This window comes from Rhodococcus sp. IEGM 1241 (genome assembly GCF_033142365.1).
Lineage (GTDB): Bacteria > Actinomycetota > Actinomycetes > Mycobacteriales > Mycobacteriaceae > Rhodococcus_F > Rhodococcus_F erythropolis.
The window spans coordinates 101,526-118,968 of sequence record NZ_JAWLSE010000003.1 but is presented as its reverse complement, the minus strand read 5'-3'; the positions used below and the strand labels follow the sequence as shown (position 1 = coordinate 118,968).

The following is a 17,443-nucleotide window of genomic DNA, read 5'->3' as shown; positions in this document are numbered from 1 at the left end:
GTTGCACGGGTAATCCGGCCACAATCGGGTGGCAGTGGGGTAGCACCCCAAAACAATGGGACAATGGTGTAACTATGGCTGCCTCTCTTCCCCTCGTTTTCACTGCACCCAAGCGCGGAATGCCTCCACGGCACCTCGCCGATCTCGATTCCGCCGAGCGCAAAGAAGCGGTGAAAGAGCTCGGCCTTCCGGCTTTCCGGGCCGATCAGCTCGCGCGTCAGTACTACGCGCGGCTCGAAGCCGATCCGGAGAAGATGACCGATCTCCCCGCATCGGTGCGCGAGAAGGTGGGGGAGTCGCTGTTCCCGACCTTGTTGACCCCGATCAAGCACCTCGCGTGCGATTCGGGCGACACTCGCAAGACCCTGTGGAAGGCGCATGACGGAACGCTGCTCGAAAGCGTCCTGATGCGCTATCCCGATCGGGCGACGCTCTGTATCTCGAGTCAGGCAGGCTGCGGAATGGCCTGCCCGTTCTGTGCGACGGGTCAGGGCGGCCTCGACCGCAACCTTTCGACCGCCGAGATCGTCGATCAGGTTCGCGAGGCAGCGGCCGCAATGCGCGACGGTGATGTTGCCGGCGGACCCGGCCGCCTCTCGAACGTCGTGTTCATGGGTATGGGCGAGCCTTTGGCGAACTACAAGCGCGTGGTGGCAGCGGTACGACGCATCACTTCGCCCGCACCCGACGGGCTCGGCCTGTCTCAGCGGTCCGTGACGGTCTCGACCGTCGGCCTCGCTCCCGCTATCCGCAAGCTCGCTGACGAAGGCCTGAGCGTCACGCTGGCGGTATCGCTGCACACACCGGACGACGAACTGCGCGACACACTTGTGCCGGTCAACAATCGCTGGTCGGTGTCGGAGGTACTTCAGGCTGCCCGGTACTACGCAGACAAGACCGGTCGGCGTGTGTCCATCGAGTACGCGATGATCAAGAACGTCAACGATCAGCCGTGGCGCGCGGACATGCTGGGCAAGAAGCTGAAGAAAGCACTCGGCGGGTTGGTGCACGTCAACCTGATTCCGCTCAACCCGACTCCGGGTAGCGAGTGGGACGCGAGCCCCAAGGACGTCGAGCGTGAGTTCGTGCGTCGGGTCATCGCCCAGGGTGTCTCGTGCACCGTGCGCGATACGCGCGGTCAGGAAATCGCCGCAGCCTGTGGCCAGCTGGCAGCCGAGAACTGAAACCCTCCAGGCCTGAAAAACACATAAAGAGAAGGCCGCCACCAACTTTCGTTCGTGGAGGCCTTCTCTTTGTCAGGTCTCTAGCGCGGGCGGCGACGGATGACGATGTCGCGGACCAGAACGAAGATCATCAATCCGGCGGTGCCGATGAGCCACAGATCCTCGACCTTGCCGTGATGGTTTCCGATCATCATCAGAAGCAGGAATATTGCGAAGAACCATCCGAGGAAACGGAAAAACTTGAGTCCTTCACCACTCCACCCCCATGCGGCAGAGGGGACCTCGGCCTCATCGACGTGCGAGACCACGACGGGGGCGCTGGACTTGACGTCCAACTGGGTATCGGCCACGGTCGATCCTCCTGCTCATTCGGTTGCACTACTGCCCAATATGGTGACATACGACTGCCTGTCGTACGTAGTTGGGCGTCGATAAGGTTGTTCTCAGGTGTTATCAGGAACAATGGGCGAGTGCAGGAAACCACACGTACCCGCGTCCTCCTCCTCGGCAGTACCGGTTCGATCGGTACCCAAGCGCTGGAGGTCATCGCAGCCAACCCCGATCGTTTCGAAGTAGTCGGTCTCGCAGCGGGCGGCAACAACGTCGAGTTGTTGGGCGAACAGATTCGTGCAACCGGCGTCACGGACGTCGCCGTCGCCGATCCTGCAGCGGCATCGGCGCTGCAGTCGGTAACCGCCCGTTCGGGACCGAGCGCCGTGACGGAACTGGTTCGGGACAGCGGTGCCGATGTTGTCCTCAATGCACTCGTCGGTTCGTTGGGACTCGAACCGACTCTGGCGGCGTTGAACTCGGGAGCGCGCCTTGCGCTGGCGAACAAGGAATCGCTTGTCGCCGGCGGAGCGCTGGTGACCAAAGCCGCCGCACCCGGTCAGATCGTGCCGGTCGACTCGGAGCATTCGGCGCTTGCCCAGTGTCTACGTGGTGGAACAGGCGACGAAGTGGCTCGGTTGGTTCTCACCGCTTCGGGTGGACCGTTCCGTGGCTGGAGCGCCGAGGATCTCGAAAGTGTGAATCCAGCTCAGGCGAAAGCGCACCCCACCTGGTCGATGGGGCCCATGAACACCCTCAATTCGGCAACTCTGGTCAACAAGGGCCTCGAGCTGATCGAGACGAACCTGCTGTTCGGGATCGACTACGACCGCATCGACGTCACCGTGCACCCGCAGTCGATCGTGCATTCCATGGTCACCTTCTTCGACGGGTCGACGCTGGCGCAGGCAAGCCCGCCGGACATGAAGCTCCCCATCGCTCTCGCTCTAGGCTGGCCGGACCGCATCGAAGGTGCTGCGTCGGCATGCGACTTCACCACCGCCTCCACCTGGGAATTCGAGCCGCTCGATTCGTCGGTGTTCCCCGCCGTCGATCTGGCGCGAAGCGCGGGCAAATCCGGCGGTTGCTTCACCGCGATCTACAACGCGGCCAACGAAGTGGCGGCTCAGGCATTCCTCGACGGTGTCATTTCCTTCCCGGCGATCGTCCGCACGGTGGCCGCTGTTCTCGACGATGCAGGTCAATGGTCCGCGGAACCGGTTACCGTGGACGACGTTCTGGCCGCAGACGGCTGGGCACGCACACGAGCGCGTCAGCTCGTGAAGCAGGAGGGCTAGAGCTTTCATGGTTTTTGCACTGGGCGTAGTGCTGTTTGCCCTCGGCATCGGCGTGTCCATCGCCCTGCACGAAGCCGGCCACATGTGGACGGCCAAGGCTTTGGGAATGAAGGTTCGCCGCTACTACATCGGCTTCGGACCGAAGATCTTCTCGTTCCGTCGAGGTGAGACCGAGTACGGCCTCAAGGCGCTGCCGCTCGGTGGATTCTGCGACATCGCCGGCATGACGGCTCTCGACGAGATGACGCCCGAAGAAGAGCCGCATGCGATGTACAAGAAGGCGGCGTGGAAGCGTGTCGTCGTCATGTCCGGCGGTATCGCGATGAACTTCATTCTCGGGTTCCTCCTGATTTACGCATTGCTCCTCGGTTGGGGTCGAACTGAGCCCGCTCAGCCAGTGGTCCAAGAGGTCACGTGTGTAGCCCCCGATCAGCTGGGCCAGGACGGCAACTTCGAGCTGACAGAGTGCTCGGGTGGAGGCCCCGCAGGAGATGCGGGCCTGAAATCGGGGGATCGGATCACCGCAGTCGATGGAAAGTCGACGAGCACCTTCCCCGAGGTGGCAGCTGCTATTCGAGGTGTGGATGGCCCGATCGTGTTGTCGGTTGATCGCGACGGAGAGGCGTTGTCGATCACGGTCGTCCCCGAACGAGTCCAGCGATATGTGAACTCGGCCAGTGGCGTTCCCGTGAAGCAGGAAGTATCCGCTGTCGGAATCGGTGGTCCGGGCTCGGCGTTGGTCGAGTACAACGCGCTCACTGCTGTTCCGGCAGCCTTCGACTACACCGGACAGATCATGGTCGACTCGGTGAAGGCGTTGGCCGACATTCCGTCCAAGGTGGGGGCTCTGTGGGAGTCGATCACGGGCGGCGAGCGGGCGCTGGACACACCTATCAGCGTGGTCGGCGCCAGCGTGATCGGTGGCGAGGCCGCTGATCGAGCCGAGTGGCCGATGTTCGTCGGGCTGCTCGCATCGATCAACTTCTTCCTCGGTGTTTTCAACATCCTGCCGCTGTTGCCGCTCGACGGCGGTCACATCGCGGTGGTCTTCTACGAGAAGATCCGCGATTGGTTCCGCGCTCGCCGCGGCTTGATTCCGGGCGGTCCCGTCGACTACACGAGACTCCTTCCGATTACTTACGTATTCATCGTGATCGGTGGCGCGTTCATGTTGCTGACACTCACGGCTGACATCGTCAATCCGATCAAGATCTTCTGACCGTGTGAGCATGGCGACGGTTGCCGCGCGGTAGTGCGGCGATCGCCCGGCTAAACTTGCAGTGAAGCTATGAAAGAAGGCACAGACGTGACCATCCCTATCGGACTGGGAATGCCCTCGGCACCCGCAGCGATTCTTGCCCCTCGACGCAAGACACGGCAGCTGCAGGTCGGCACGGTAGGTGTGGGCAGCGATTTCCCCATCTCGGTGCAGTCCATGTGCACCACGAAGACGCACGACGTCAATGCAACGCTCCAGCAGATCGCGGAACTGACCGCGTCCGGTTGCGACATCGTCCGTGTCGCCTGCCCGCGTCAGGAAGACGCGGACGCGTTGTCGATCATTGCGAAGAAGAGCCAGATTCCGGTTATCGCCGACATCCACTTCCAGCCGCGCTACATCTTCGCGGCAATCGATGCGGGATGCGCTGCGGTGCGCGTCAATCCGGGCAACATCAAGGAATTCGACGGCCGTGTCAAAGAGGTAGCCAAGGCTGCCGGTGATGCAGGCATTCCGATTCGTATCGGTGTCAACGCGGGATCGCTCGATCCTCGGTTGATGGAGAAGTACGGCAAGGCGACGCCCGAAGCGTTGGTCGAGTCCGCGCTGTGGGAGGCCGGGTTGTTCGAAGAGCACGGCTTCGGTGACATCAAGATCTCCGTCAAGCACAACGATCCGGTGATCATGGTCGAGGCTTACCGCCAACTCGCCGCGAAGTGCGATTACCCGTTGCACCTCGGCGTCACGGAGGCAGGGCCGGCGTTTCAGGGCACGATCAAGTCCGCGGTCGCCTTCGGTGCGCTGCTCGCGGAGGGTATCGGCGACACCATCCGGGTTTCGCTCTCGGCCCCGCCGGCCGAAGAAATCAAGGTCGGTAACCAGATTCTGCAGTCTCTGAACCTGCGTCCCCGCAAGCTCGAGATCGTGTCATGCCCCTCGTGTGGCCGTGCACAGGTCGATGTCTACACACTTGCCGACGAGGTCTCTGCCGGCCTCGAAGGCATGGAGATCCCGCTGCGCGTGGCAGTCATGGGTTGCGTCGTGAACGGACCGGGTGAAGCACGTGAGGCTGACCTCGGTGTGGCGTCCGGCAACGGCAAGGGCCAGATCTTCGTCAAGGGCAAGGTCATCAAGACGGTGCCCGAGGCGCAGATCGTCGAGACTTTGATCGAAGAAGCGATGAAAATCGCCGAAAGCATGGAGGGTGACGCTTCGGAGGGTGCGCCGGTCGTCACCGTGAGTTGAGTGATTGCCGGATGAATCTTCCCCGTCGGTGTCAGGTTCGTGGCAATCTGAGTGCATCATGATCGGGTAGTGATATTCGTGGACGCGCAGTCGAGTCGAGGGGGTTGACGGATGCTCAAACTCCTCGGAGCCAAGCAGGTCGGAAGTCGAGATCTCGAAGACGTCCGACGGGTACTCGACGCCGATCCGGTGGCCGCCTGCATGATTGCCGCGCGCGTCGAAGAATGCGGTGTCGACCCACGAATGATTCACGGCGAGCTGTGGAGTCGAGGCGGGCCGTTGTCCTCGCTGTGCTTTGCCGGGGCAAATCTGGTTCCACTTCGAGGCGATCCGGATGACATTCGGGCATTCGCTGACCGCGCCTGTCGGATTCCGCGCATGTGCTCGTCGGTGGTCGGTCGCGCCGAATTGGCGTTGCCGCTGTGGGAGATGCTCGAGCTCGATTGGGGAACTGCGCGGGAGGTTCGCCCCGAACAGCCGTTGCTCGCGGTATCCGAGCCGCTGGCATGCCCGTCGGACCCACTGGTGCGGCAGGTTCGCTCGGACGAACTCGAGATCTATCTGCCTGCCGCGATCGCGATGTTCATCGAAGAGGTTGGCGTCGATCCGCGTGCAAACGACGGTGGGCGCGGATATCGACATCGTGTGGCAAGCCTGATCGCCGCTGGTCGAGCGTGGGCGCATATCGAGGACGGCCAGGTCGTCTTCAAGGCGGAGGTCGGTTCGATGTCTGCTCGCTGTGGCCAGATTCAGGGCGTGTGGGTCAACCCGGAATTTCGTGGGCAGGGCTTCGGCGTGACCGGTACAGCGGCTGTAGCGGAGTCGATCATGGCGACCGGCCGCATTGCGAGCCTGTACGTCAACAGCTTCAATACGATTGCGCGGTCGACCTATTCGCGGGTGGGGTTCCGGCAGGTCGCGACCTTCTCGACGGTGCTGCTCGACTGAGCGTCCAAGCTGCGTGCAATGGTCGCGCCTACGCTGGGTGGAGCATTTGTCGCCCTACTATGGGGCTCGATGAACACTCGGCATTTCTCTCGTAGTCGCTCGGCCCAACTGTTGGCCTCCTGCACCGTGGTCTTTTTGGCGGTGGGGATCAGTTCGTGTACTCCGAAACCCGCCGGCCCCGAGCCCGTCGCGCAGCAGTTCCTGAGTGCGTTCGGTGACAGGGACATCGACGAGGCAGCAAAAATGACGGACCGGCCTGATTCCGCGGGTCCTGTATTGAGTGACACCTGGGATGCGCTTCAGGCGGAGTCGATGACTGCCGAGACCACGTCGGTGAAGATGAACGGTGACACTGCGACGGTCGGCTACACCTACGAGTGGCACCTGCCGAAAGACCGCGTCTGGACGTACGACGGCGAGCTGCAGATGGGACGCAAGGACGGCGACTGGTCCGTCCGTTGGAGTTCGACGGACGTTCATCCGCGCCTCGGTGACAAGCAGACGATGTCGTTGCGGGCAACCGCGGCGCCGCGAGCGCGGGTCAACGAGCATTCGGGGACCGACGTCCTGGTGCCGGGAATCGTCTACCGAGTGAAGTTCGATCGCTCCAAGAGCAACGACATCATAGGTTCCGCGAACAGTCTCGCAAGTGTTCTCGGGCGGTTCGATGCGTCGCTGACCGGTCAGTCGATTGCCGAATCCTCGACGGCCGTCAAGGGTGACTATCTGGTGACGCGGCTGCGCAGTGATGACTACGACCAAGTTTCGGCGCAGTTGGGTGCGATATCGGGAGTATCGGTATCGGACGAATCGGATCTCGTGTCGACCGACCCGGAGTTCGCGCCTGACCTTCTCGGGCAGATCAAGAAGACGATCATCGACGAGGTCGACGGCAAAGCCGGCTGGAGTGTCGTCACGGTCAACCAGAACGGCGTCGACACCGACGTGTTGACCGAGACTGCGCCACAACCGGTTCCGTCGTTCAGTATCAGTCTGGACCGCAACATCCAGATCGCTGCTCAGCGCGCGGTGAACGTGAACAAGGATCAGGCGATGATGGTGGTGATCGAACCGTCGAGTGGCGCGATCCTGGCCGTCGCGCAGAACAAGGCAGCTGACCGCGACGGGCCGGTCGCGACGATGGGTCAGTACCCGCCTGGTTCGACCTTCAAGATCATCACGGCAGGTGCGGCAATTTCGACCGGTCAGGCGACCCCCGACACGATGGTGCCATGCCCGGGCCGAATCGAGATCGGCGAGCGCAGCGTCCCCAACTACAACGAGTTCGCACTCGGCACGGTGCCGATGGCAACGGCCTTCGCGCGTTCGTGCAACACGTCCTTCGCCAAGTTGGCCAGCGAGATGCAGGCAGACACGTTGACCACTGCCGCAGCGCAGTTCGGCATCGGCCAGGACTACAACGTGGTGGGATTGCCGATCGATTCCGGTTCGGTGCCGCCTGCGTCGGACCTGGTCCAGCGGACGGAAGACGGGTTCGGTCAGGGCAAGGTCGTGGTCAGTCCGTTCGGAATGGCGATGGCAGCTGCGACGGTCGCGAACGGTTCGACTCCGGTGCCGCAACTGATTTCGGGGCGCGAAACCACCATCGACGGTGAGCGCCCGGCGATCACGCCGGCCATGGTCGACGGCCTGCGCGGCATGATGCGACTCGTGGTCACGAGCGGTACTGCAGAACGCGTCGAAGATCAGGGTGAGGTGTACGGCAAGACCGGTGAAGCCGAGGTCGACGGGGGATCGCATGCGTGGTTCGTCGGCTATCGCGGCAACCTGGCCTTCGCCACTCTGGTTGTGCGGGGCGGAAGTTCGGACAACGCCGTCGCAGTCACCCGCGACATGCTCACCGCCCTGCCGGAAGGCTACTGACCCCTCAGGGGAGCAGTCCCAACCTGCGAGCGGTAACCACGGCTTCGTGGCGTGAGCTCGCGTCCAGCTTTCCCATCGCGCTTCGCAGATAGCTCTTGACTGTTTCAGGTCGAAGGGAAAGCCTTTGGCCGGCTTCGATGTTGGTGCAGCCGAGTGCGACTTGCGAGAGAACATCCACTTCACGTGGGGTGAGCGCGACGTCGGATTCGGCGTCGGCGGTAGGCCGCAGCAGGTTGGCCAAACGCTGGGAAAGTCCGCGGAGCTTGGTCTGCAAGTCGGTGTCGGTCACGGTCTGGGCGACACTGCGTAGTTCGGCGTGGACTCCGCGGATCTCTTCCGAAGACATACCGTCGGCGGTGGTCGCGGCGGCGGCCTGAAGTAGTTGCAGGCGACGATCGACCTCGTCGCGGATGGCGAACTCCATCCCGAGACGCCGGGATGCGCTGACCATGACGTCTGCTGTGCGATCGCCGAGAGGCGCGGAATCACGGATCGCGGCGTAGAGGACAGCGCGCGATTTGCCGGACACCATGACCGGAACGGCGATGATCGAATGCAGGCCCTCGCTGAGAACAGGCCGGTCGAAGTGATGAGTGATGGACTGCGAATTGCCGTAATCGTTGACGGTGATCGGTGAACCCTGGGCGACGACGCGTCCGCCCATGCCCGAGCGCGGCGGGATGGCCAAGCCCTTGAGATTGTTGGTGCGGGTGCCGACGAATTCGCTCAGGTGCAGGGTTCCGTCCTGGACCTCGCCTCCGAACAGCACGGGAACAACGCCCTGAGCTGCAATCGTTCGGAGTTCACCTCGCATAGCGTCCCCGTCGCGGGGACGCAGAAGTGACGAAGCATGTCGATTCACGCAGGTACCCCTTTCTGGGGGTAGTGAAGTTCTCTTGTGAGCTAGATCATAGGGGGTGAACAGTACGTATGACGAGCCGCCAACTTAACCGGTCGGGCCAACCATACGACGATCGATAAGGAGCAAGTTGATGAGCACCGATCCCACCGCACGGGTGCGCGAGCTGCTGGACCAGTACGACACCCCGCATGCCAGCGCCGCAGAATTGCTCTGCGATCGGCATCCCGCGGATGGCGTTGCATTCACCGTCGTCGAGGCAGACCTTAGCTCGGTGGACCTCACTTACGGTCATCTACGTGAGCAGTCCGCGCGTTTCGCGGCAGCTCTGGCGGACCTCGGAGTCGAGCCGGGTGACAACGTCGCGACCTTGATGGGCAAGTCTGCGGACCTCGTGGTCGCGCTCCTCGGAATCTGGCGCCGCGGCGCGGTCCACGTGCCCTTGTTCACGGCGTTCGCTTCGCCGGCCATCGCTTTCCGCTTGACGGCCAGTGGCGCGAAGGTGGTCGTTTCCGACGCCAATCAGCTCGACAAGCTCGCGCCGGGCGAGGACATCCCCGCCGACGCAGCGTGGCAGGTCATCGTCGCGGGCGGTGCGGCCGGTGACGAGTTGGACTTCGATGCACTTGTCGCAGCTCAGGATGCCGAAGACCCGAAGGGCGCTGCTCAGGCAGTCGGCGGCAACGCACCGATGGTGCAGTTGTTCACCAGTGGCACCACGGGGACACCCAAGGGCGTGCCGGTTCCGGTGCGCGCGCTCGCGTCGTTCCACGCCTACCAGGAGTTCGGCCTCGACGTCCGTCAGGACGACGTGTTCTGGAACGCCGCAGACCCGGGCTGGGCGTACGGGCTGTACTACGCGTTGCTCGGTCCGCTTGCCGCGGGAACGCGAAGCATTCTGCTGCACGCCGGATTCTCCGCGCCGCTGACGTGGCAGATCATCGAGAAGTTCGGTGTCACCAATTTTGCCGCTGCTCCGACCGTGTACCGCAGTCTGCGTGCCGACAAGGCGCCCGTTCCGGAAGGCATCTCGCTTCGCCGCGCGTCCTCGGCCGGTGAGCCCTTGACTCCGGATGTTGTTGCGTGGTCGAAGAACTCGTTGGGCGTCGAGGTTCGTGATCACTACGGCCAGACCGAGCACGGCATGTTCATCGTCAACGCCTGGGCCGACGGACTCCGCGAGGACGTCCGTCCAGGATCCATGGGTCGTCCGTTGCCGGGCTGGTCTGCCGCTGTGCTGGAGGACAATTCGGATGACATCGCACCGGCTCGCACTCAGGGACGCGTGGCGATCGATACTCACAACAGTCCGTTGATGTGGTTCACCGGGTACGTCGATGCGCCGGAGAAGACGAAGCAGCGATTCAGCGAAGACGGTCGCTGGTACATCACCGGTGACGCCGGAATGACGGACGAGGACGGATTCTTCTTCTTCTCCTCGCGCGACGACGACGTCATCATCATGGCGGGCTACCGCATCGGTCCCTTCGACGTCGAGAGCGTGCTGGTCATGCACGAGCACGTCATCGAGGCGGCAGTGGTGGGCATGCCCGACGAGTTGCGCGGTGAGGTCCTCGAGGCGTTCGTCGTACTTCGCGAAGGTGTCGACGGTGACGACGAACTCGAGAAGGAACTGCAAACCCTGGTGAAGAAGAAGTTTGCAGCGCACGCGTACCCACGCACGGTGCACTTTGTTCCGAACCTGCCCAAGACCCCGAGCGGCAAGGTTCAGCGGTACATCTTGCGGAAGGGATAAACCCCTTGCTGTGCGCCGTTATTAAACCCGGGCGGGGGTAAAATGCGCCCCCCCAGGTCACCGCCGACGGGTTATGCCCACCCCCAAGAGGGCGCTTCGGGTAACTGCAAGCAGCAGTGTCGTATTTGCTGCGGCAAGAAATACCTGGCCGCGGTCGGTGAGTCCGAAGATACTGACCGGCAAGGTCTTCCATGTCGCCGGGTAGACCATGACCGTTGCGCCCAGCTCACCCATCGACAGTGCGATGGAAAGCCCGGCGGCCGCACCCAACGCTGGGAGCAGCAGCGGTAGCGTCACCCGCGTCAGCACCCGCACTGGGCCGGCGCCGAGTGATTCGGCAGCTTGACGGTAGGCGGGATCGAGCCGTTCGAGCGCGGCCGATACGGAACTGAAGGCAAAGGCAAGCACCAAAACCGTGTGAGCGAGGATCACGATCCATTTGGTGCCGCCGAGCAGTAGTGGGCGCTCGTTGAAAGTGATGAGCAGACCCAAGCCGATCGCGACCGACGGAACTGCAATCGGTAAATGGAATACGGCATCGGTGATGCGCCGCAGCCACATCGGTGCCTCACGAGAGGCCAGCGCTGCCCACGTTCCGACGATCAATGCCAGTGCTCCCGAGATGAACGCAGTCTGCAAACTGACGATCAGGCTGGCGAAGTTCTCGTCGGACAGCGCCGTGGAGAAGTTCTTGCCGCCGAGATTCGACGGAAGTGGACCGGTCCACGATCCGGCCAAAGCAGCCGCTACGACAGTGGCGATGGGCGCGACGAAAACCACCGCGACGACCAGGGTGAAGAATCCGAGTACGAGAGCCCTAGAGCTTCGTGTCCACAGCAGCACGGCTGCCTCCCATCAATCTGTTGAAGGTGAATCGGTAGAGGCAGTACAGGCCGAGTGAGAGTGCGACCTGGACCGTCGCGATCACTGCCGCGCCGGGCAAGTCGAAGGTGACGATGCCGCGGGTGTAGATGAGGACCGGAAGAGTTACGACGTCTTTTGCTCCGGTGAAGAGCACAATGCCGAATTCATTCAGTGTCATCAGAAGTACGAGCGATCCACCGGCCAGGAGGGCTGGCCACGCTTCCGGCATCACCACCTGCCGCAGAACTCGGACGGGTGACGCGCCGAGGCTGGCTGCAACGTCGAGCTGTTCACGCGGAATCTGGGTGAACGCGGCCAACAGTGGACGCACGACAAAGGGTGTGAAGAAGGTGATTTCGGCCGCGATGACTCCGAACGGAGTGTTCAGGAAGTTCAGCGGGCCGCTCGCGTCGCCGGTGATGCGGATGATCAAGGCGTTGACGGCGCCGGCCGTGCCGTACAGAAACGTGAACGCCAGCGTGATCAGGAATGACGGCAGGGCGAGCACCGTGTCGATCAATCGCCCCACCACCTTGGATCCGGCGAATGGAACGAAGGCAAGCACCAAGGCGAGGAAGGTTCCCAGGATCAGGCACCCCAGGGTCGACGCCACGGCGATCTGGATGGTCCGCCACAGTGCGGTCCTGAACAGTTCCGAACCGAGCACGGAGGACCACGTGGACAACCCGGTGCCGCTTCCGGTGCTCAGCGATTCCGTGAGGACACGCGCAGTGGGATAGACAGCAAACACGAGGACAAGAAGCAGTGGCGGTAGCGTCCACCCGATCCGGCGCCACGGGATGGGGTCTTTGTGCTGGGGCACAGCGGTTTCAGGGCGTTCCAAGGTTGTCGTCATGGGTGGCGATCCGCCGGCACCAGGACACTGCCGTCCGTGGGCAAGACGACGCCCACTTCGGTGTCGACCGGTCGTTCGTCGTGCCCTGGAACATCCACGTCGACGCGGACGTCGTCGAGGCCACGGACAGCCAGCGTCAGACGCGTCGTGGAACCGCGCCAGACGCTCGAGACGATGCGCGCCGGGAATGATCCTCGTGCGCCGACGCCGGTTACGCCTACCGCGTGTGGACGAACACACAGGTAGGCGTCCATGTCGGACTCCCATTCGATGTGCCCGATCTCGGGCTGCGGGGCGTGAGCGGTGAACGGCGTGCCACCGATCGAGACCAGTGCGGAGGTGCCGATGACGCGTGTGACGGTGCAGGGCAACAGGTTGGCACCCCCGAGGAAGGCCGCGGTGAAGCTGGACGGCGGGCGTTTCCACAAGGCCTCGGCGGTGTCGATGTCCGCGAGTCTGGCGTTGCGCATCACTGCGATTCGGTCTGCGAGCGCCAGGGCTTCACTCTGATCGTGCGTCACATAGAGCATGGCTGTGTCAGGTAGTGCGGCGCGCAGTCTCGCCAGTTCGCCGAGCATGCTCTCGCGAAGTTGCGCATCCAGGGCGGCCAGTGGTTCGTCGAGGAGGAGTACTCCAGGGCGAATTGCCAAGGCTCGGGCGATTGCGATTCGCTGCTGTTGACCGCCGGAAAGCTCACGGGGAAGGCGCTTTCCGTACGCCGACATCCCGACCATGTCGAGGGCTTCGGCTACGCGAGGGCCGATCTCCGAGCGCGGCACGCGATGGGCTCGGAGTCCGAAGGCTACGTTCTCGGAAACTCGCATGTGCGGGAAAAGAGCGTACGACTGAACGACGACGCCGATACCGCGTTGTGCGGGAGGCAGATTGGTGACGTCTCGGGTGCCGAGCTTGACGGAACCGGACGTGGGGCGGACAAATCCCGCGAGGGCCTTCAGGGCGGTCGACTTGCCGGATCCACTGGGCCCCAGCAGTGCCACAGTTTCACCCGGTGCCACTCGCAGATTGAAATCGACGAGTGCATGGGTTGCGGTCTTCCCGCGGCCGTAGGCGACGTTGACGCGATCGAAGGTGATGGCCGGAGCGGAATGTTCGATCGCTCCGTGAACACCGACGGTCTCGGGGAGCGTCCGCCCCAGTCTGGTTCTTGCCATGATCAGCTCCCGGTGGCTTTCTGGTAAGCGGCGATGTCGGCGTCGAGCGAGCTGAGGACGTCGTTCCAGTTCGGGGTCCACACGTTGACGCCCTGCAGAACTCCCGAAGGCGTGTTCTTGTCGGTCGATTCACCGGCACTGCTTCGGACGTCCTCGCGGACCGATACGCCGAGTGCATCGGTGGCGACGGTCTTCTGGGATTCTTCGGAGAGCAGGAACTCCATCAACTTCTTGGCTTGTTCGCTGCTCGGTGCGCTCTTGGCGAGGCCCATCACGTAGGGCAGTGCAATGGTGGTGCGAGTGCCGTCGGCTCCCGCGGGGAAGAAGATGTCGAACTTCGAGCCGTCGTCGGCGATGGAGGCGAGGTTCATCTGGACGTCACCGTTGGCGACCAGGAGTTCCCCGTTGCTGACCTTGGGCTGGAGCTTTCCGGTGGAGGACGAGGGACCGACGTTGTTGGCCTGGAGCTTTCCGAGGTAGTCGAGTGCGCCTTCCTTGCCCATCAGATGCTGGAGCAGCAACAACACCGCGGTACCGTCGCCGGCCTGGCCGGGCGTGGAGTACTGCAACTTGCCCTTGAACTGATCAGTGAGCAGGTCGTCCCAAGATTGTGGGGCGGGTGACGCAGTCGGATTGGCGATGAACGAGAGGTAATTCTCGACGACGGGTACGTATTTGCCGGCGTCGTCCTTCTCGTCCGCGGGAACGGCGGAGGTGTCGATTCCGCTGGGCTCGAGCAGACCTTGGGCGTCGGCCTTCTGGATGAACGGCGGCAGCGTGATGATCACGTCCGCCTGTGGGTTGGACTGTTCTTTCTCGACCCGCGAGACGACCTCGCCGGATCCGGCTTCCACGAGGTTGACGGCGATACCGGTCTGCGCGGTGAAGGCGTCGAATCTTCCCTTGTACCAACCGGACAGACCGTCGGCGCTGTAGACGGTGACGGTCTCGGTATCTGATCCGGCAGCAGTGCCGGTGCCACCGCAGGCAGTGGTGAACGAAAGGACGGACACGGCGAGAGCGGCCGCAGCGATGCTCGGGCGTAGACGCATGACGATTCCTTTTTCGGAGGTGAGATCAGGAGTGGGTGAGGAGTTCGGCGAACTCCGTCACGGACGGGACGATGTGGGTGGCTCCGGCGTCGCGAAGCTGTTGCTCGTCGTGTGCGCCGGTCAGAGTTCCGGCGACGATGGATGCGCCGGAGCGAATGCCGCTGAGCACGTCGTTGGACGTGTCGCCGAGTACGGCGATCTGGTGGACGTCGTCGATCGAAAGTTTGAGCAGGGCAGTCAGAATCAGGTCCGGGTACGGTCGACCGCGACCGACCTCGGCGGGGGAGAGGGTGAGATCGGCGAGGGTTTCCCAGCCGAGTGCGACGAGGAGTTTGTCCTGCGTCGATCGGCTGAAACCGGTGGTCAAGGCAACTTTGATGCCGGCCTCGCGCAGTGTGGTGATCGCCTTCTCCGCGCCAGGGATCGGCTCGGCCAGGCCCTGGTCGATGAGGGAATCGTAAGTGGTTTCGAAGGCGACGTTCGCGGCCTGGGCGCGGTTCTCGTCACCGAAGATCGCCCGGAACACGACGATCTTCGACTGGCCCATGGTGTCGAGGACGTACTGGCGAGCGGCGTCGGCTTCCGGGCCTTCGGCAGGCAGTCCGCCGGCTTCGGCAGCGGCGGCGAACGCGCGAAGAACCAGTCCGTCGTCGGCGACGGTGGTGCCGGCCATGTCGAGAACGGCAAGGGTGATGGGAGACATGAGAAGTCTTTCTTGTCGGAAGGATTCAGAGACCGAGCTGGTCGGCGGTTTGTTCCGCCAATGCCGGGCCGAGCGTCATGCCGCGGCCACCGGGACCGGCAACCACCCAGACGTTGTCGGCGGCTTGTGCGCGGTGAACAAGTTGTGAGGGGTCGAGGCACTGGCTGTAGACGCCCGCCCATCGCTTGACGATGGGCGGAAGATCGCGTCCCAGAAGTGTTTCCACGACTCCGGACAGATGGCGATAGGGCGCCTCGTCGACGTCGAAGTCGAAGGGCTCCTCGTATTCGTGGGTGTCACCGATGGTCAGACCGCCGTGCAAGCGCTGCACGCACAGGAGCTGCATGCGGTGCTCCTCGGCAGTCGGTTCCTGTGGCTGCACCGTGCGAAGGTGATCGAGGGCAGATCCGGCGAAACCGGGGTAGTAGCGGAAGCTGTCACCGTCAGCGATTGCGGTGGTGAGCTTTTCGCCGAGTGGGGCGGTCTGCATCATCTGCAGGCGCACACGTCGCAACGGGAGATCGCCGGCGAGATCGCGGGCCAATCCGCCGAGTGTTGCTCCGGGGCAGACGATCACGAGATCGGCGTCGAAGTTGCGACCGTGGTCGTCGCGGATGTGTACGCCGGAGGTGTTCGTCGTGATCTCGCGGGCTTCCGTTCCGGCGTGGAAGGTGTAACGGCCGGTGGATTCGAGGTAAGAACGGATGGCGGGGAGCGCTTGCCGTGACTCGACAGCGGCGTCCAGGGTGCAGTGCAGTCCGCCGAGAAACTTGCCCCGGAGCGCGGGGTTGACGACGCGAACGGCGTCGGGATCGAGAAGTGCGAACCCTCGGTTGTCGGCGTCCGGCCGAGCGAATGCTTCCTGCGCGACCGCGACCTCCTCCTCGGTGCGCATGAGGGTGATGGAGCCGGCCGGGCGGTATCCGACGCCGGGGACACGGGCGGCAAGGTCCGCCCACAGCTCGCGCGAACGCAGCGCGGCTTCGAGTTCGTGCGGAGCACGCCCGGATACCCAGACCAATCCGAAGTTCCGTACCGTTGCACCGCGGGCTTCGGGCTCGCGTTCGAGATGGATGACGTCGTGTCCCCGGCGGATTGCCTCGTCGGCGTGCGCCGTTCCGAGGATTCCTCCGCCCACAATCAAAATTCGCATGTAGAGATAGTGACGTTTGGTCTAGACCAATAGGGGGAATCGAGACGAACTCCAGGTTAACAATTGGTATAGACCGAATTCTTGTACGCTTGCGCCATGAATCAGCAGACGTCCACCGGGCCGGGGACCTCGAGCGTCGTGATCGAACCGGAGCTGAAGTACTACCGGGTGCGCACCGAGATCGAGACCATTCTCAGTGGGCTCGAGGAGGGCGACGCAGTCCCGTCCGAGCGGGAATTGGCGGCACGGTTCACTGTCGCTCGCGAGACGGTCCGTCAAGCGCTTCGTGATCTGCTTGTCGAAGGACGGATCGAGCGGCGGGGGCGGGGCACTGTCGTCGCGAGTCCGAAGTTGGTTCAGCCGCTCTCGATTCGTTCTTATACCGAAGGCGCACTGAGTGCTGGGCGAGTGCCCAGTCGTAAGGTTGTGACGTTCGAACGAATGTCGGCCGACGACGGTCTCGCCACGGAGTTGGGTATCGAGTTGGGCGACAGCGTCGTTCATCTCGAGCGTGTCCTCTTCGCCGACGGTGAGAAGATCGGACTCGAATCAACCTTCCTGCCGGACAGCAGGTTCGGTGAGATGCTCGACGCTTTCGACGCGACGACATCGCTCTACGCGGCCATCCGTTCCATCGGCGTGGTCTTCGCCTCCGCAACCGAACGGATCGAGACGGTGCTCGCGTCACCGCGTGAGGCAACGCTCGTCGAGTCCACGACCTCGATGCCGATGCTTCTGCTGCACCGGACCTCCGTCGATCCGGAGGGTGTGCCGATCGAGCGCGTTCGTTCGCTCTACCGTGGTGACCGTATTGCCTTCTTGACGACTCTTCGCGAGTAGGAGGGGCGTCGAGGGGGTCTGCTGTTACCGGGAACGATAGGCACTCCCAGGCCCGTGGAATCTGTTCTGTACTGGACTCC

16 protein-coding genes are annotated in these 17,443 nt (G+C 63.1%); 8 read left to right on the top strand and 8 right to left on the bottom strand.

Annotated features, from left to right (window positions below; genetic code table 11):
- Positions 1–74: 74 nt before the first annotated feature.
- Positions 75–1,184 (top strand): 23S rRNA (adenine(2503)-C(2))-methyltransferase RlmN, encoded by a 1,110-nt coding sequence (gene rlmN / locus R4P70_RS15500; RefSeq protein WP_019747992.1) that lies wholly within the window; start codon positions 75–77, stop codon positions 1,182–1,184.
- 80 nt (positions 1,185–1,264) lie between these two features.
- Here the strand turns inward: rlmN and R4P70_RS15495 are convergent, their stop codons facing one another.
- Positions 1,265–1,534: a DUF2631 domain-containing protein gene (locus R4P70_RS15495; RefSeq protein ID WP_019747993.1), complete on the bottom strand. Its 270-nt coding sequence runs from the start codon at positions 1,532–1,534 to the stop codon at positions 1,265–1,267.
- Between the two features lie 120 nt (positions 1,535–1,654).
- Here R4P70_RS15495 and dxr point away from each other — a divergent pair, with 120 nt between their 5' ends.
- The 5 genes from dxr (at position 1,655) to R4P70_RS15470 (ending at position 8,108) form a co-directional block, all read left to right on the top strand.
- A complete protein-coding gene (dxr, locus tag R4P70_RS15490; RefSeq protein ID WP_021343933.1) occupies positions 1,655–2,812 on the top strand; it encodes a 1-deoxy-D-xylulose-5-phosphate reductoisomerase in 1,158 nt (385 codons plus the stop codon).
- A gap of 7 nt (positions 2,813–2,819) precedes the next feature.
- Entirely contained in the window at positions 2,820–4,031 is a 1,212-nt protein-coding gene (locus R4P70_RS15485) for a M50 family metallopeptidase (protein WP_021333037.1), read from the top strand.
- Positions 4,032–4,118: 87 nt separating this feature from the next.
- Positions 4,119–5,276 (top strand): flavodoxin-dependent (E)-4-hydroxy-3-methylbut-2-enyl-diphosphate synthase, encoded by a 1,158-nt coding sequence (gene ispG / locus R4P70_RS15480; RefSeq protein ID WP_007734888.1) that lies wholly within the window; start codon positions 4,119–4,121, stop codon positions 5,274–5,276.
- 111 nt (positions 5,277–5,387) lie between these two features.
- Positions 5,388–6,224 carry a GNAT family N-acetyltransferase gene (locus R4P70_RS15475; RefSeq protein ID WP_003942692.1) on the top strand — a complete coding sequence of 279 codons (837 nt, stop codon included), beginning with the start codon at positions 5,388–5,390 and terminating at the stop codon, positions 6,222–6,224.
- Positions 6,225–6,293: 69 nt separating this feature from the next.
- Positions 6,294–8,108, top strand: a complete 1,815-nt coding sequence (locus tag R4P70_RS15470; RefSeq protein ID WP_046378399.1) for a penicillin-binding transpeptidase domain-containing protein — start codon at positions 6,294–6,296, stop codon at positions 8,106–8,108.
- A gap of 4 nt (positions 8,109–8,112) precedes the next feature.
- Here the strand turns inward: R4P70_RS15470 and R4P70_RS15465 are convergent, their stop codons facing one another.
- Positions 8,113–8,922, bottom strand: coding sequence for a LuxR C-terminal-related transcriptional regulator (locus tag R4P70_RS15465; protein ID WP_046378400.1), 810 nt, complete (start codon positions 8,920–8,922; stop codon positions 8,113–8,115).
- A 178-nt stretch (positions 8,923–9,100) separates the two neighbouring features.
- Between R4P70_RS15465 and R4P70_RS15460 the strand changes: the two genes are divergently transcribed.
- A complete protein-coding gene (locus tag R4P70_RS15460; RefSeq protein WP_019747998.1) occupies positions 9,101–10,723 on the top strand; it encodes an AMP-binding protein in 1,623 nt (540 codons plus the stop codon).
- A 57-nt stretch (positions 10,724–10,780) separates the two neighbouring features.
- Here the strand turns inward: R4P70_RS15460 and R4P70_RS15455 are convergent, their stop codons facing one another.
- Genes R4P70_RS15455 through R4P70_RS15430 form a run of 6 tightly spaced genes read right to left on the bottom strand, consistent with a single transcriptional unit; the run spans position 10,781 to position 16,523 of the window.
- On the bottom strand, positions 10,781–11,566 hold the full coding sequence (locus R4P70_RS15455) for an ABC transporter permease (protein WP_317830983.1): 786 nt from the start codon (positions 11,564–11,566) through the stop codon (positions 10,781–10,783).
- Entirely contained in the window at positions 11,541–12,443 is a 903-nt protein-coding gene (locus R4P70_RS15450; RefSeq protein ID WP_020907381.1) for a 2-aminoethylphosphonate ABC transporter permease subunit, read from the bottom strand. Before R4P70_RS15450 ends, R4P70_RS15455 begins: the two co-directional genes overlap by 26 nt.
- Positions 12,440–13,615, bottom strand: a complete 1,176-nt coding sequence (locus R4P70_RS15445; protein ID WP_019748001.1) for an ABC transporter ATP-binding protein — start codon at positions 13,613–13,615, stop codon at positions 12,440–12,442. The genes R4P70_RS15450 and R4P70_RS15445 overlap by 4 nt, the downstream gene beginning before the upstream one ends.
- A gap of 2 nt (positions 13,616–13,617) precedes the next feature.
- A complete protein-coding gene (locus R4P70_RS15440; protein WP_020969356.1) occupies positions 13,618–14,667 on the bottom strand; it encodes a 2-aminoethylphosphonate ABC transporter substrate-binding protein in 1,050 nt (349 codons plus the stop codon).
- Between the two features lie 25 nt (positions 14,668–14,692).
- A complete protein-coding gene (locus tag R4P70_RS15435; RefSeq protein ID WP_317830982.1) occupies positions 14,693–15,370 on the bottom strand; it encodes a phosphonatase-like hydrolase in 678 nt (225 codons plus the stop codon).
- Between the two features lie 25 nt (positions 15,371–15,395).
- Positions 15,396–16,523: a TIGR03364 family FAD-dependent oxidoreductase gene (locus R4P70_RS15430; protein WP_317830981.1), complete on the bottom strand. Its 1,128-nt coding sequence runs from the start codon at positions 16,521–16,523 to the stop codon at positions 15,396–15,398.
- A gap of 96 nt (positions 16,524–16,619) precedes the next feature.
- Here R4P70_RS15430 and R4P70_RS15425 point away from each other — a divergent pair, with 96 nt between their 5' ends.
- The gene (locus R4P70_RS15425) at positions 16,620–17,363 is read left to right on the top strand and encodes a GntR family transcriptional regulator (protein WP_182261083.1); all 744 of its coding nucleotides are present in this window, start codon (positions 16,620–16,622) and stop codon (positions 17,361–17,363) included.
- Positions 17,364–17,443 lie beyond the last annotated feature (80 nt).